Raw genomic sequence first — 15,417 nt, 5'->3', positions numbered from 1 at the left:
GACAACGGTGGTTTTAGCTTTGGCCGACAATCGTGGCGTATGGGACTGATGGATACGGTGCGGTCGATCCTGGGGGTCAGCGCCGAGGCCGACGCGACCAGCGATGCCGACCCCGAGGATCTGTTCGGCATGTCGACCGCCTACGTGACGATGGAGGCCGATCTCGGCTACCAGAACGCCGGGACGGCCGCGCTCTGTTTCTCGTCGGTCGACAGCACCGACTTCGGCGAGATGGTCGACGAGGTCGAATCGATTCTCGAAGCCGGTGCTGAAGAGACGGGGACGACCTACCGACAGCACGCCGACAACCACGGCTACAACTGGGTGATTCTCGACGACAGCGACCCCGAAGACTTGCTGACGAGCATCCACTTCGCGGCCGATACTTTCATCGAACAGGGGTACGGCTCCCGACTTCTGGCCGCCGTCTTCGCCTTTGATAAAAGCGACACCGACCACGCCTACTGGATCTACTCGTTCCGGCGTGGGGGCTACTACCCGTTCGTTCCGAAAGGCGACCACGAACGCGACAACAAAACCGAGTTCAAACTTCAGTCGGTGCTCGACGGCGAACTGGGGATCGAGGACGACGAGCGCTACTGGTATCCGCTCTGGCCCTCCCAGCCCGGTCGCTACCCCTGGGAGTAGTCTCTCTCGAAGCTGCCCCGGATCTTCTCACCCCAACTTACGGAGCGCTGTCGACCGCACCAATCCCGTTTGACGCTCGGGCAGTTTCACTTTCACCGTGCAGTTAACGAGGGTTTATGTACGAAAGCAGGTAATCTCGGTGTACAATGGCAGATGACGATCTCGAAACTCTCCCCGGTGTCGGACCAGCTACGGCGGACAAACTCATCGACGCTGGCTACGAAAACTACCAGTCGATTGCTGTCGCCTCCCCTGGCGAACTGTCGAACACGGCCGATATCGGTTCGAGTACCGCCGCCGATATCATCAACGCCGCGCGTGACGCCGCGGACGTCGGCGGCTTCGAGACCGGTGCGACCGTGCTTGAACGCCGTGAGACAATCGGCAAGCTCTCGTGGCAGATCGACGAGGTCGACGAACTGCTTGGCGGCGGCCTCGAAACGCAGTCGATCACCGAGGTGTACGGCGAGTTCGGCGCCGGGAAGTCACAGGTTACCCACCAGATGGCGGTTAACGTCCAACTACCGCCCGAACACGGCGGGCTTCGCGGCTCGTGTATCTTCATCGACACCGAAGACACGTTCCGCCCCGAGCGAATCGACGACATGGTTCGCGGGCTCGACGACGAGATTCTCGAAGCGACCCTCGAAGACAGAGAAATGGAGGGCAGTATTGATGACGACGAGACGATGGAGGCACTCGTCGGCGACTTCCTCGATCGCATCCACGTCGCCAAGGCGTTCAACTCCAACCACCAGATCCTGCTTGCAGAGAAAGCAAAGGAGCTCGCCGGCGAACACGAGGAAACCGAATGGCCCGTCCGCATCGTCTGTGTCGACTCGCTGACCGCGCACTTCCGCGCCGAGTACGTTGGCCGCGGAGAACTCGCCGAGCGCCAGCAGAAACTGAACAAACACCTCCACGACCTCATGCGAATCGGTGATCTGTTCAACACCGGAATTTTGGTCACCAACCAGGTGGCGGCGAACCCCGACTCGTACTTCGGCGACCCCACCCAGCCGATCGGTGGCAACATTCTGGGCCACACCTCGACGTTCCGCATCTACCTCCGCAAGTCGAAGGCCGACAAACGCATCGTTCGACTCGTCGACGCACCAAACCTCGCCGACGGCGAGGGTGTCATGCGCGTGAAAAACGAAGGTCTGAAGCCCGAATAGGCCACGAGCAGACCGATTTTCGGTTTCGTCTCCGCTTGGTCGAATCGTAGGTCGACATCGGTTTCGTTTCTGTTGTTTTCACATCACAGGTGGGTTTTCCTTGGTAGTCGACGATTTTCCCATTCATTGTCCGTAGTCGTCGACAGTGTCCTACTTCATCATCGTCACCGAGTCGTAGGAATCCGTCACAGTCACGAGGGCCGCTGTCGACGTGGCTGCGCGCGCCTGGGGTGTGTCGCTCGCGTTTTGCGTCCGTTCCTGTCAGTGTATTGTCAAAACGGATGTCAATTTGTTCGGCAAATATTGACGTACAACTACACTATGTGCACCCTTATATACATATTATCCAATCCAAGATTTGACGCTTGTCTATTAATAAAGAGTGATTTCAGCATTTGTCAACGAACACCATTATATATATCCGCTCCATGAGTCTCTATCGTGATTCAGAGCACAAACACAGGTATCGGACGCGGAATAGTACTGGATTGTCAAACCATGTTCGGTGAGTCGATGGAGGGTCGACTATGACGGTCGACCCATCTGTACTCGCAGAAGGTGTGAACCTGATGTGGGTTGCAGTGGTCTGTTTCCTGATCTTCTTCATGCACGCCGGCTTCGCGATGCTTGAGGCAGGGCAGGTACGCTCGAAGAACGTCGCCAACCAGCTGACCAAGAACCTACTGACCTGGGGCGTTGGCGTGCTCGCCTACTTTCTCGTCGGCTTCGGGATCGAGGGAATCGCTGGTGGGAGCGGCTTTTCCTTTGCAGGAGACCTTTCGGACGGCGACTGGATCAACAGTTGGCTGTTCGGAGCCGTCTTCGCGATGACGGCGGCGACGATCGTTTCCGGGGCAATCGCTGGCCGCGCGAAACTCCGTGCGTACGTGACCTACACGATCGCCATCTCGGCGGTCATCTACCCGGTCGTTTCCGGAATATCGTGGTACGGTGACGGCTTCCTCGCACAACTCGGCTTCCTCGACTTCGCAGGCGGGATGGTCGTCCACGCGATGGGCGGTATCGCTGGGCTGACCGCGGCCTACATGATCGGCCCGCGCCTCGACCGCTACGCCGCCGACGGCTCGACGAACGTCATCCCCGGTCACTCGCTGACCTTTGCCGTCCTCGGGACGCTCATCCTCGCGTTCGGCTGGTACGGCTTCAACGTCGGCACGACCGCGACGGTCTTCGCGGTCGATGGCGGCGAACTCGTCCTCGACGGCTACGGTGTCGTCGGGCAGGTCGCACTCGCAACCACCCTCGGGATGGCCGCTGGCGCAGTCGGTTCGGCCGCAGCATCCCTGTTCACTAACGGGAAGGTCGACACCCTGTACGTCGCCAACGGTCTGCTGGCAGGCCTCGTCGCCGTGACGGGGATCACGGATCTGGTCACCTGGTGGGGCGCAATCGCAGTCGCGTTCCTCGCTGGTGTCCAGCTTCCGTTCGTCTTCGAGTTCGTCTCGGACAAACTCAAGATCGACGACGTCTGTGCGGTGTTCCCGGTCCACGGCTCGGCCGGTGTCCTGGGCATCCTCGCACTCCCGTTCGTTCACGTCGACGGCTTCCAGCCCGATCTCATCGTCCCACAGGTCGTGGGTGTTGCAGTCATCACGGTCTGGACGATCCTCACGACCGCCATCGTCTTCGGTGCGTTCAAAGCGATCGGTGAAGCTCGGGTCACTCCCGAACACGAACAGGAAGGCCTCGATGCCTCCGAACACGGCGTCGAAACCTACCCCGAGTTCGGTGGCGACCGCGTCGTCACCGACGGCTCCGGCATGACCACCGACGAGTACGAGATCCGAACCGACGGCGGCGAACCCGCTGACTCCCAGCTCAAGATGATCATCTCGGTGATTCGCCCCGAGAAACTCGGTGCAGTCAAACAGGCACTCGCAGAGGTCGGTGCCCCATCGCTGACGGTCACCAACGTCTCGGGCCGTGGCAGCCAACCCGCCAAGAAAGGCAGCTGGCGTGGCGAGGAGTACACGGTCGACCTCCACCAGAAGGTCAAAATCGAGTGCGTTGTCGCCGACGTGCCCGCCGCCGACGTCGTCGCGGCGATCCGCGATGCGGCCAACACCGGCGAGCCGGGCGACGGCAAGATCTTCGTGATGGACGTCGAGAACGCGGTGCAGGTCCGCACCGGCAACGACGGTACGGAGGCGGTCTAAGCTCGACAACCGACTCGTCGTCCCAACCATCGATGGACGGTGGCACCCTGACACCACACCGGGGCACTCCATTCGCTGACATCCTCTGCTTGTAGCCACCACCCCCACGGAACGGTATACTCACATTCAATTCCGTTCCATCCCGCTGTTATCGTTTTCGACTTAGTTCCCCATAGCCGCAGCACTCGCCGTCGACCGAACCTCTCGATATATTTATAAAGAGAAACATTGCACAAGCCCATACCACTATATTTATCTATTTCAGTGGGGGGTTTGTGAACGAACAGTCACAACTCGCGGCGAAAAGCGATGAAACTGCACTCCGAACCGACGGTGGCGAGCCGAACGACGGCGGCATCAAGATGGTGGATGCAGTCATTCGTCCCGAAAAGTTGGGCGCGGCTAAAACCGCGCTCGCCGAGATCGATGCCGCCTCGCTGACGGTCACCAACGTCTCGGGCCGGGGTAGCCAGCCCGAAAAGAAGGGTAGCTGGCGCGGCTCGGAGTACACAATCGATCTCCACCAGAAGGTCAAAATCGAGTGCGTTGTCGCCGACGTCCCGGCCGAGGACGTGGTCGACGCGCTCGCCGAGGCCGCTCATACTGGCGAGAAAGGAGACGGCAAAATATCCGTACTCGATGTCGAAAACGCCGTACAGGTCCGCACCGGTAAGGAAGGCACCGAGGCTATCTGAGCGACTCACCGGGCCGTCCGTCGACTCCCGTTTCGCTCGTCGTCGAGGCGTCGACTCGATTTCGGTGACGCGAACTATAATCGTCTGGGGGTGATAGATGGGCCAACAGATGGCCGACTACACGTACACCGGTTCGGCACACATGGCGTTGGCTGCGTCCTACGCCGAAGACGACCCCCGATTCCGAACCGGCGAATCGCCGAACTTCCCCCAGCGAAACACCGTCATCGACGAGACCAAACTGCTCCGAAAACTGTTTTTCCCTGGCTGTTGGAACGGCGGCGAACTCGTCGGCGACGAGGCGGCCCTGCGTGCGGCCTTCGACGAACTGGGCGACCTGTTTTGTCGCGGTATCCAGCCCTATGCACCGGTGTGTCTGTCGACGCCCGTCGATGCGGTGTTGGACTGGCTCCCGGCGATCCGCGAGCAGCTCAAACAGGACGTCGAGGCGGCGTACAAAGGTGATCCAGCGGCAACCAGCTATGTCGAGATCGTTCGATCGTATCCCGGACTCCACGCCGTGATGGTCCACCGGGTCGCCCACGTTCTCTACGGCGAGTCCCAGGAAGCCTACGCCCGCGAGCTGTCCGAGGCCGCTCACACGGCGACCGGGATCGACATCCATCCGGGTGCCGAGATCGGCGAGTACTTCTTTGTCGACCACGGCAGCGGCGTCGTCATCGGCGAAACCGCAACCATCGGTGACTGGGTCCGGCTCTACCAGGAGGTCACCCTCGGCGCGCTCCACTTCGAAGAGGAGGCCGACGACGAGCACACGCTTAAAAAAGGCTACAAACGACATCCGGATATCGGCGACAACGTCGTCATCGGGGCCGGAGCCAAGATCCTCGGTCCGATCACCGTTGGCGACCATGTCAGCATCGAGGCCAACGCGTGGGTCACCGACGATGTTCCGGCTTACACGAACGTCTTTATAAAACATCCCGAACAGACCAGAAAGCCCGTCGACGAGCAGTAAATGCGACCGTCGACAACGGCGAGTGAGGAGGACAAAGCGAAATCCCGATACGCACAAGTTCGGGGAGTCGAAACGCGTGGTATGAACCACGAACGGTCTCGCGAGCTCTACGACCGGGCACTGTCGGTGCTGCCCGGTGGCGTCAACTCCTCGGTACGGGCCACCCAGCCCTACCCGTTTTTCATTCAGCGCGGCGACGGTGCACACGTTATCGACGTCGACGGAAACCGGTATATCGACTACGTGATGGGCTACGGTCCACTCCTCTATGGCCACGACCTACCCGAGCCAGTCCAGTCGGCGATCCAGTCGCACGCCTCGGCTGGGCCGATGTACGGCGCGCCCACCGAAGTGGAAGTCGAACTGGCCGAGTTCGTCGCCCGTCACGTCCCAAGCGTCGAGATGATTCGCTTCGTCAACTCCGGCACCGAGGCCACCGTTTCGGCGATCCGACTCGCCCGCGCCTTTACCGACCGCAACAAGATCGTCGTTATGCAGGGCGGCTACCACGGCGCACAGGAGTCGACGCTCGTCGAGGGTGACGCCGAGAACCCCGCGCCGTCGACGGCGGGCATCCCCCACTCGTTTTCCAAACACACACTTCCGGTGCCGTTCAACGACACCGAGGCCATCCGGACGGTCTTCGAGACCCACGGCGACGAGATCGCTGCCGTGCTCGTCGAGCCGATTTTGGGCAACACGGGGATCGTCTCACCGGTCGACGGCTACCACGAAACGCTCCGCGAGCTCTGCGACGATTACGGCTCGCTACTTGTTTTCGACGAAGTCATTACGGGCTTTCGGGTTGGTGGCCTCCAGTGCGCCCAGGGCAAGTTCGGCGTGACGCCGGATCTCACAACCTTTGGCAAGATCGTCGGCGGCGGGTTTCCAGTGGGTGCGATCGGCGGCCGCGCCGAGATCATCGAACACTTCACGCCGTCGGGCGACGTCTTCCAGTCGGGTACCTTCTCGGGTCATCCGGTCACGATGGCCGCCGGACTCGCCACGCTCGAATACGCCGCCGAACACGATGTTTACGACCACATCAACGGGCTGGCCGACCAGCTCCGAAGCGGCCTCACCGACATTCTCGCGGATCGAGCACCTGAATACACCGTCGTCGGCACCGACAGCATGTTCAAAGTGGTCTTCACGCGCGAGGGCTCGACCGAGCGTGGCAACGAGTGTGGGGCAGGGTGTCGACAGGACCCCAACTGTCCGAACTTCGAGTACTGTTCAAAAACTGGCGCTGATGTGGCCAACGCCGAAACCGACCGCTGGGAGCGGCTGTTCTGGCAGGAGATGAAAGACCGCGGGGTATTTCTCACCGCGAATCAGTTCGAATCCCAGTTCGTCTCCTATGCGCACACCGAAGCTGACATCGAAGAAACCCTGGATGCCTACGCCGACGCGCTGTAAGTCGACGTAGACGGGTAGGTCGACGCCCGACACGACGCTTTGTCGTGCGCTTTTCCCCCGTTTTTCGTAATCAGATTGGTGCTGTCCAGACCTGAATGGGATGAGGGCTATACTCGAATCAACAACAAATTTTCTTAATTCGACAAACGAGTTGTCCTATCAAAAAGATTTACACGCCGATTTGAAAATATTGATATGCCAAACGTACAAAGTTCGGACGATGACTCAGTCCAACCGCGACTGGTGGCCAAATCAGTTGAACCTCCAGATCCTCGACCAGAACGCCCGTGACGCCGGGCCGATGGACGAGGACTTCGAATACGCTGAAGCGTTCGAAGAACTCGATCTCGAAGCAGTAAAAGCCGACCTCAAGGCGCTCATGACGACCTCCCAAGACTGGTGGCCGGCCGACTTCGGCCACTACGGGCCGTTTTTTATCCGGATGGCGTGGCACAGCGCCGGAACCTACCGAACCACCGACGGCCGCGGCGGTGCCTCCGGCGGCACCCAGCGGTTTGCGCCACTCAACAGCTGGCCCGACAACGCGAACCTCGACAAGGCCCGACGGCTTCTCCTTCCAGTCAAACAGAAGTACGGCCGGAACCTCTCGTGGGCCGACCTGATTGTCCTTGCCGGGAACGTCGCCCTCGAATCGATGGGCTTCGAGACGGTCGGCTGGGCCGGCGGCCGCGAGGACGCCTTCGAGCCCGACGAGGCCGTCGACTGGGGCCCCGAATCCGAGTGGGAAGCCCCGCAGGCCGAGCGCCGCGACGAGGACGGTCAACTAAAAAAGCCGGTCGGCGCCAGCGTGATGGGACTGATCTACGTCGACCCCGAGGGACCCGACGGCAAGCCGGACCCACTGGCGTCGGCGGCCAACATCCGCGAGTCGTTCGGCCGGATGGCGATGAACGACAAGGAGACCGTTGCGCTCATCGCAGGCGGACACACCTTCGGCAAGTCCCACGGCGCGGCCGACGAGGACCTCGGTCCGGTGCCCGAAGACGCCCCGATCGACGCCCAGGGCTTCGGCTGGGACAACGACCACGGCTCGGGTAAGGGGCCCGATACGATCACCAGCGGGATCGAGGGCGCGTGGAACGCCTGGCCGACGATGTGGGACACCTCCTACCTCGACAACCTGCTCGACTACGAGTGGGAAGTCACCGAGGGCCCCGGCGGGGCGATCCAGTGGGAACCGGTCGACGAGGCCGCCCAAAACACCGTGCCGGACGCCCACGATCCCCACGAAAAACACGCCCCGATGATGATGACGACCGACGTCGCCCTGAAAAAGGACCCCGACTACCGCGAGATCATCGAGCGCTTCCGCGAACATCCCGACGAGTTCCAGCAGTCGTTCGCCAAGGCGTGGTACAAACTGATCCACCGCGATATGGGCCCGCCCGAACGGTTCCTCGGCCCGGACGTCCCTGACGAGGAGATGCTCTGGCAGGACCCCCTTCCCGACGCGGACTACGACCTTATCGGCGACGCGGAGATCGCCGAGCTCAAAGCCGAGATTCTCGATTCTGAGCTCTCGATCTCACAGCTGGTCAAAACTGCCTGGGCGTCGGCCTCGACCTACCGCGACAGCGACAAACGCGGCGGCGCGAACGGCGCGCGAATCCGGCTCGACCCCCAGCGTAATTGGGCGGTCAACGAGCCCGAGGAGCTATCGACCGTCCTTGCGACGCTCGAGGACATTCAGACGGCATTCAACGAGTCGCGTTCGGACGGAACGCGGGTCTCGCTCGCCGATCTGATCGTCCTCGGTGGCAACGCAGCCATCGAGCAGGCGGCTGCCGACGCTGGCCACGACGTGACGGTCCCGTTCGAACCGGGCCGCGTCGACGCCACTCAGGAACAGACCGACCCCGACTCGTTCGACGCGCTCAAGCCCGACGCCGACGGCTTCCGAAACTACCTCGGTGGCGAGTTCGACCGACCGGCCGAAGAGCTACTGGTCGACAAGGCGGATCTACTCGATCTGACGGCCTCGGAGATGACCGCACTGGTCGGCGGCATGCGTGCGCTGGGGGCGACTTACGAGGACTCGGCGCTCGGCGTGCTGACCGACGAGCCGGGAACGCTGACAAACGACTTCTTCGTGAACCTGGTCGACATGGCCACGCAGTGGGAGCCCTCGTCGTCCGACGGCGTGTTTGAAGGCATCGACCGCGAGACGGGCGAGACACGGTGGGAGGCCACGCGCGTCGACCTCGTCTTCGGGTCGAATTCCCGTCTGCGGGCCATCGCCGAGACCTACAGCTGTGTCGACGCCGAATCGATGTTCGTCGAGGACTTCGTCGACGCCTGGCACAACGTGATGACGCTCGACCGGTTCGACCTCGAATAGGTCCAAGACCCGGTTCTGGCATCTCTTTATATACTGTTTCGACCTCCCAGTTGGCCGGCCAACTGAGCGAGCCGTGAACTGATGGGCTTTTGGGTGCCCGCCCCGAGGCTCGGATATGGACGCAGATGCGGATATACGGCTTGCCACCCGCGGCTCTGATCTCGCGCTTCGGCAGGCCACGACGATTCAATCGGCGCTCACCTCGCGGAGCCGCGAGGTGACGCTTACGGAGGTCGACACCACGGGCGACCAGATCCAAGACGAACTCATCCACCGACTGGGCAAAACCGGCGCGTTCGTCCGGTCGCTCGACGAGAAAGTGCTTTCGGGAGAACTCGACGCCGCCGTCCACTCGATGAAGGACATGCCGACCGACATGCCTCGTGACCTCATGGTTGCTGGTATACCGCAACGGGCACCCTCCGGCGACGTGCTCGTCACGCCCGACGGCGTCGACCTCGACCACCTACCGCCCGAGGCGGTCGTCGGCACGAGTTCGCTTCGGCGAACCGCCCAACTGCTCGCCGCTCGGCCGGATCTCGAAATCGTTCCGCTTCGGGGCAACGTCGACACCCGCCTCGAAAAACTGCTCGCGCCCTCGCTGCAAGCCGAACATGACCGGCGGATCGAGGCCGACGAGAAAGGTGACGAAAGCGAGTTCGGCCAGCGGCCCAACGAGTGGTTCGACGCGCTTTCGCAACTCGAACGCGAAGCGATGGAACGCCGGGTCGAAACCGAGATGGACGCCATCGTGCTCGCCGAGGCTGGCCTCCGGCGCAGCGGCCTGCTCGACGCTGTCGAGACTGCCCCCCTCCCGAAGAGTTCGTTCGTCCCCTCGCCCGGTCAGGGCGCGATTGCGGTGACCGCCAGCGATCCGCAGGTCGTCGAGACGATCCGCGAGGCCGTCGACCATCCGCGGAGCCGTGTCGAGACCACTGTCGAGCGCACGATCCTCTCTGGAGTCGGCGGCGGCTGTATCGCGCCGATCGGCGTCAGCGCGACACTCCAGGGCGAGTACGTCCACACCCGCGCCCAGATTCTCAGCCACGACGGCAGCGAGGTCATCGAGGCCACCCGCGACCTGGCCGTGGTCGACCACGCCAGCGCGGCCGCCGAGTTCGCGGCCGACCTTCGCGAACGCGGCGCAGCCGACCTGATCGAGGAGGCCCGCCGCATAGCTGACTCCGACGAGCCACACGATGGGGGCGCAGAAACCGTCATGGGTGATGACGATGTCTGAGCAAAAGAGAGTGGGAATGGTGTATCTGGTCGGCAGCGGCCCCGGCGACCCGGAACTCATGACTGTCAAAGCCCGCCGCTTGCTCGATGAAGCCGACGTCGTGCTTCACGACAAACTCCCTGGCCCGGAGATCCTCGGCGAGATCCCGGAAGCCAAACGTGAGGACGTCGGCAAGCGCGCCGGCGGCGAGTGGACGCCACAGGAGTACACCAACAAACGGCTGGTCGACCTCGCTCGCGAGGGGAAAACCGTGGTCCGGCTCAAGGGCGGCGATCCGTTCGTCTTCGGTCGCGGTGGCGAGGAGATGGAACACCTCGCGGCCAACGAGATTCCCTTCGAGGTCGTTCCCGGCATCACCTCGGCGATTTCGGGCGCTGGCGTCGCGGGCATTCCGGTCACCCATCGCGATCACGTTTCGAGTGTCTCGTTCGTCACGGGTCACGAAGACCCAACGAAGGACGAGTCGGCCATCGATTGGCAGGCGCTCGCCGACACCGGCGGCACGCTGGTCGTGTTGATGGGCGTTGGCAAACTCCATTTATATATTGGGGCGTTGCTCGATGCTGGAATGGACCCAACGACGCCGGTCGCGCTCGTCGAGCGGGCGACGTGGCCGAACATGCGCGTCGCCAGCGGGACGATGGAGACCATCGTCGACGTCCGCGATAGCGAGGAAATCGAACCGCCCGCGATTACCGTCGTCGGTGAGGTTGCGGCGACACGCGAGGCGGTCGTCGACTTCCTCGGCAACCGAACCGGCGACCTGCAACTGAACGCCACACCACAGGAGTCGACCGACGAATGAGCCAACAGGTCCGCGTGGCCGTCTTTCGCCCGGATGACGACCGGCTCGAACGCGCCGTCGACTTGCTCGATTCGCTCGGAGCCACCCCGGTCGCCGACCCGATGCTCGCCATCGAACCCACCGGTGCCGTCCCCGCACGCGACGCCGACTACACGATCTTCACGAGCAAGACGGGGATCGAACTCGCCGCCGAGGCTGGCTGGAGCCCCGAGGAGACGACGCTCGTCAGCATCGGCCCCGGAACCACCGCGGCTGCTGACGCCGTGGGCTGGACGGTCGACCGCGAGGCCAAGACCTACAGCTCGACCGGTCTGGTCGAGTTGCTCGAAGCCGAAGTCGACGGCAAACGTGTCGAGGTCGCCCGGAGCGACCACGGCAGCCAGGTGCTGCTAGACGGCCTCGACGCGGCCAAGGCCGACTGGTCGGAGACCGTTCTTTATAAACTCGTCCGACCACCCGAGTCGGGAACATCGGCCGAGATGGCCGCCGGGGGCGACCTCGAAGCCGCCGCGTTCACCTCGTCGCTGACGGTCGAGCACTTTCTCGAGGCTGCCGACGAGCGGGAAATCCGCGAGCAAGCCATCGAGGGGCTCAGAGGTGCTGTTGTCGGGGTGATCGGCGAGCCGACACGCGAGACGGCCGAAGCTCGGGGAATCAGCGTCGACGTCGTTGCCGACGAGGCGACGTTCGAGGTGCTGGCGACAGAGGTTGTCGAGGCGGCCGCGCCGAGTTACACCGAGTAGCACTCGAAGCGGAGTCTTATATCCGAAGCCGTCCAACGCCCGGCACATGGTTTCGGCTCATCCTGTTTCTGATCTCGCCGACACTGCCACTGCCTGCGCCGAGCGGCTTCGGGCGGCCGACAGCGTCCTCGTTGCCTCGCACATCGACGCCGACGGCCTGACGAGCGCCGCCATCGCCGCGACCGCACTTCGGCGAGCCGGTATCGCGTTCGAGAGCGTCTTTTCAAAACAGCTCGACGAGTCGGAACTTGACCGTATCGCCGCAAGCGACCACGAGACGGTGCTGTTCACCGATTTCGGCAGTGGCCAACTCGATCTCATCGCCGCTCACGAGGCTGCTGGCGACTTCACGCCCATTATCGCGGATCACCACCAGCCCGCCGATGCATCGACCGAGTTCCATCTCAACCCGCTTTTGGTCGACATCAACGGCGCGTCCGAGCTCTCGGGTGCCGGTGCATCGTATGTTCTCGCGCGTGCGATGGAGTCGATCAACCCGGCGGACGCTCCGGACAATCGCGATCTGGCCGCACTTGCAGTCGTCGGCGCGGTCGGCGACATGCAGGCGGGCGTCGACGGCCTGCGCGGAGCTAACGCCGAGATCGTCGCCGAAGGAATCGAGGCGGGCGTCATCGAGGAGTCGACCGATCTCACACTGTACGGCAAGCAGACCCGGCCGCTGCCGAAACTCCTCGAGTATGCCAGCGACGCCCGGATTCCTGGCATTTCGAACAACGCCGCGGGCACGATCGAGTTTCTGTCCGAGCTCGATCTCGATCTCAAAACCGACGGCGAGTGGCGCTGTTGGGTCGACCTCTCGGCGGCCGAGCGCCAGACGGTCGCCAGCGCGCTGGTCCGACGTGCGGTTTCGAGCGGCGTCCCGGCCGGTCGGATCGACGATCTGATCGGAACGAGCTACCAGCTTTCTCGCGAGGAATCCGGCACGGAGCTTCGGGACGTCAGTGAGTTTTCGACACTGCTGAACGCGACGGCCCGATACGACCGCGCCGACGTTGGGCTGGCGGTCTGTCTCGGTGACCGCGACGAGGCGCTCGAGCGCGCGCGTCAGCTTCTGCGAAACCATCGGCGAAACCTCTCGGAAGGCCTCCAGCAGGTCAAAACTGAGGGAGTCACCGTCGAAAGCAACCTCCAGTGGTTCGACGCGGGCAACGAAATTCGCGAAACGATCGTCGGCATCGTCGCCGGGATGGCCGTCGGCGCACCCGGCGTCCGGCGTGATCTCCCCATCATCGCTTTCGCCGAGAAATCCGACACTGAGATCAAGGTCTCCGCCCGTGGAAGCCACCAGTTGATCCGCGACGGACTGGATCTCTCGGTCGTCATGCGCGAGTCGTCCCGTGCGGTCGGCGGCGACGGCGGCGGCCACGACGTCGCGGCTGGCGCAACGATCCCAGCCGACACGCGCGAAGCGTTCGTCGACCACGCCGACGAACTCGTCGGCTCTCAGCTCGGCTGAATGGTCGACTCAGAAAATCGCACTGACCACTCAGGCGTTGCCGAGGTCGCGAAACATCACGCGGTAGTCGTCTGACGACAAGGTGCCTGCCAGATCCAACAGCTCGTCGTCGAGCTCATTCATACGGCCTAGCAGCCTGCTGTACTCGGCGCTCGCCGTGAGTTCCCGTTTGGTTTTCTGGGATTCGAGTAGCGCGCGTTTCGAGGCCAACGAGGCGGCCTCTTGGAGTAGACCGCCGTACTCCGAGCGGACGAACAGTGTCTCGACGGCTGACAGCAGTTCGGACTGAGTGACCGGTTTGACGATGTAGAGGTCGAACCCCATGCCGACGATGTCGAAATCCGGCTCGACGCCGGTTACCATCGCCACGCGGCAGTCCAACCCTTGTTCTTCGATAAAATCGAGCACCTCTTCGCCCGGCGCGTCGGGGAGCCGGCGGTCGAGCAACACGGCGTCGACCCCGGTGGTGTCGTCGTCCGTCTCGCCCGCGGGCGGTGTTGTCTCGTCCAGCACGTCGATTCCCGCTTGGGCGGTTTCGGCCGTGAGTACCGTGTACTCAGGTTCGAGAAACTGGATGTAGAGCTCCGTTACCGCCGAATCGTCCTCGACGACGAGTATCGTCTTCGATCTCATACTGGTCCCTCTGGGAGGTTGTGATACTCGAGATTCGGCTGTCGGTCGGCTCGGCTCGACACACCCATTCGTACTGTGACATCCACAACCCTGAGAGTATAAATGTATCTACTAATCGTTCCTTACCTATGTGGTAACAACTACAGCGAGCCGGTGGGCTCATTTAGGGGGCGTTCGTATGGTGTCTCACTAACAGGTATGTCAGACGTAGTTCCAACCGGGGTCGACGGGCTCGACTCTATTCTCAACGGCGGTATCGTCGACAACGCAACCGTCCTCGTCAGCGGCAATCCGGGGACCGGCAAGAGTATCTTCGGCATGCAGTTCCTCTACACTGGCGCCACCGAGTTCGACGAGCCTGGTATCTACATCTCCTTCGAGGAGAACGCCGTCGACATCCGCGAGTCGGCCGAGTCGGTTGGCCTCGAACGGTTCGGCGAGCTGGTCGACGAGGGCACAATCAAGATTTACGACAAACGTGACATGCTGAGCGACGGCGATTTCACCGCTACGATGGACACGCTGCTCGAAGACTTCGCGGCCGAAGCATACGGTCGACTCGTGCTCGACTCGCTGACCATGTTCCAGCTGTTTTTCGACGACGAGCGCGAAAAGCGCACCTACCTTCTCAAATTCTCTGACATTCTCAAACAGTACGGCATGACCTCACTGTTGATCAACGAACAGGGCGCGGTGTTTCCCGACACCGAGATCGGCCTCGAAAACTTCCTCACCGACGGCAACATTTACTTCATTCAGACGCCGACCGACTCGGGGGTCAACCGCTACGTCTGGGTCGCCAAAATGCGCAAGCAGAACATCGACACCGACATTTTCCCGATGGAGATCGGCAACGGCGGTATCACGGTCCACAACAAAGCCAGCGGCTTTTCGATGATGAGCGGCGACAGTACGCCGGGAGCCGGCGGCCCCTCGTTCTAACTGGTTTCAAGGGCGAGTTCCCCGCGTCACCGGACGCGGGGGTGAAGCCCGACACACCGCTTAGTGTTCAGTCTGTTCGATGTACCGCTGAACCACTTCTTCGGATACCGCACCCGTTGTCC

General features: G+C 62.4%; 12 protein-coding genes and 1 pseudogene. 12 read left to right on the top strand and 1 reads right to left on the bottom strand.

The genetic code is table 11. The features are described from left to right. Window positions 1-39 precede the first annotated feature (39 nt). From pspAB to recJ, 11 genes and pseudogenes are all read left to right on the top strand, one after another. The gene (pspAB, locus tag O2S87_RS00915) at window positions 40-648 is read left to right on the top strand and encodes a PspA-associated protein PspAB (RefSeq protein ID WP_475406918.1); all 609 of its coding nucleotides are present in this window, start codon (window positions 40-42) and stop codon (window positions 646-648) included. Window positions 649-794: 146 nt separating this feature from the next. Then, window positions 795-1,826: a DNA repair and recombination protein RadA gene (gene radA, locus O2S87_RS00910; protein WP_475406917.1), complete on the top strand. Its 1,032-nt coding sequence runs from the start codon at window positions 795-797 to the stop codon at window positions 1,824-1,826. A 527-nt stretch (window positions 1,827-2,353) separates the two neighbouring features. Beyond that, entirely contained in the window at window positions 2,354-4,003 is a 1,650-nt protein-coding gene (locus tag O2S87_RS00905; RefSeq protein ID WP_475406916.1) for an ammonium transporter, read from the top strand. A gap of 317 nt (window positions 4,004-4,320) precedes the next feature. After that, window positions 4,321-4,698: pseudogene (locus O2S87_RS00900) on the top strand (P-II family nitrogen regulator); the annotation flags it as partial. A gap of 97 nt (window positions 4,699-4,795) precedes the next feature. Then, a complete protein-coding gene (gene epsC, locus O2S87_RS00895) occupies window positions 4,796-5,677 on the top strand; it encodes a serine O-acetyltransferase EpsC (RefSeq protein ID WP_475406915.1) in 882 nt (293 codons plus the stop codon). Window positions 5,678-5,758: 81 nt separating this feature from the next. Then, on the top strand, window positions 5,759-7,096 hold the full coding sequence (gene hemL, locus O2S87_RS00890; protein ID WP_475406914.1) for a glutamate-1-semialdehyde 2,1-aminomutase: 1,338 nt from the start codon (window positions 5,759-5,761) through the stop codon (window positions 7,094-7,096). Window positions 7,097-7,316: 220 nt separating this feature from the next. Beyond that, window positions 7,317-9,455: a catalase/peroxidase HPI gene (katG, locus tag O2S87_RS00885; protein WP_475406913.1), complete on the top strand. Its 2,139-nt coding sequence runs from the start codon at window positions 7,317-7,319 to the stop codon at window positions 9,453-9,455. Between the two features lie 115 nt (window positions 9,456-9,570). Beyond that, a complete protein-coding gene (gene hemC / locus O2S87_RS00880; protein ID WP_475406912.1) occupies window positions 9,571-10,695 on the top strand; it encodes a hydroxymethylbilane synthase in 1,125 nt (374 codons plus the stop codon). Then, a complete protein-coding gene (gene cobA / locus O2S87_RS00875) occupies window positions 10,682-11,500 on the top strand; it encodes a uroporphyrinogen-III C-methyltransferase (protein WP_475406911.1) in 819 nt (272 codons plus the stop codon). The genes hemC and cobA overlap by 14 nt, the downstream gene beginning before the upstream one ends. Continuing rightward, on the top strand, window positions 11,497-12,243 hold the full coding sequence (locus tag O2S87_RS00870) for a uroporphyrinogen-III synthase (protein WP_475406910.1): 747 nt from the start codon (window positions 11,497-11,499) through the stop codon (window positions 12,241-12,243). Before cobA ends, O2S87_RS00870 begins: the two co-directional genes overlap by 4 nt. A gap of 46 nt (window positions 12,244-12,289) precedes the next feature. Next, window positions 12,290-13,720 carry a RecJ family nuclease gene (gene recJ, locus O2S87_RS00865; protein ID WP_475406909.1) on the top strand — a complete coding sequence of 477 codons (1,431 nt, stop codon included), beginning with the start codon at window positions 12,290-12,292 and terminating at the stop codon, window positions 13,718-13,720. Window positions 13,721-13,750: 30 nt separating this feature from the next. Here recJ and O2S87_RS00860 read toward each other — a convergent pair whose 3' ends face one another. Next, window positions 13,751-14,353, bottom strand: coding sequence for a response regulator transcription factor (locus O2S87_RS00860; RefSeq protein ID WP_475406908.1), 603 nt, complete (start codon window positions 14,351-14,353; stop codon window positions 13,751-13,753). Window positions 14,354-14,551: 198 nt separating this feature from the next. Between O2S87_RS00860 and O2S87_RS00855 the strand changes: the two genes are divergently transcribed. After that, on the top strand, window positions 14,552-15,295 hold the full coding sequence (locus O2S87_RS00855) for an RAD55 family ATPase (RefSeq protein ID WP_475406907.1): 744 nt from the start codon (window positions 14,552-14,554) through the stop codon (window positions 15,293-15,295). The last annotated feature ends 122 nt before the right edge of the window (window positions 15,296-15,417 follow it).

It is taken from the genome of Halohasta sp. A2 (assembly GCF_056175805.1).
The sequence above is the reverse complement of the archived record's forward strand: the minus strand, read 5'-3'. Positions and strand labels throughout refer to the sequence as shown.

Coding starts and splice junctions, on each gene's coding strand:
- pspAB (WP_475406918.1), top strand. CDS start 40: ATGGGACTGATGGATACGGTGCGGTCGATCCTGGGGGTCAGCGCCGAG.
- radA (WP_475406917.1), top strand. CDS start 795: ATGGCAGATGACGATCTCGAAACTCTCCCCGGTGTCGGACCAGCTACG.
- O2S87_RS00905 (WP_475406916.1), top strand. CDS start 2,354: ATGACGGTCGACCCATCTGTACTCGCAGAAGGTGTGAACCTGATGTGG.
- epsC (WP_475406915.1), top strand. CDS start 4,796: ATGGGCCAACAGATGGCCGACTACACGTACACCGGTTCGGCACACATG.
- hemL (WP_475406914.1), top strand. CDS start 5,759: ATGAACCACGAACGGTCTCGCGAGCTCTACGACCGGGCACTGTCGGTG.
- katG (WP_475406913.1), top strand. CDS start 7,317: ATGACTCAGTCCAACCGCGACTGGTGGCCAAATCAGTTGAACCTCCAG.
- hemC (WP_475406912.1), top strand. CDS start 9,571: ATGGACGCAGATGCGGATATACGGCTTGCCACCCGCGGCTCTGATCTC.
- cobA (WP_475406911.1), top strand. CDS start 10,682: ATGACGATGTCTGAGCAAAAGAGAGTGGGAATGGTGTATCTGGTCGGC.
- O2S87_RS00870 (WP_475406910.1), top strand. CDS start 11,497: ATGAGCCAACAGGTCCGCGTGGCCGTCTTTCGCCCGGATGACGACCGG.
- recJ (WP_475406909.1), top strand. CDS start 12,290: ATGGTTTCGGCTCATCCTGTTTCTGATCTCGCCGACACTGCCACTGCC.
- O2S87_RS00860 (WP_475406908.1), bottom strand. CDS start 14,353: ATGAGATCGAAGACGATACTCGTCGTCGAGGACGATTCGGCGGTAACG.
- O2S87_RS00855 (WP_475406907.1), top strand. CDS start 14,552: ATGTCAGACGTAGTTCCAACCGGGGTCGACGGGCTCGACTCTATTCTC.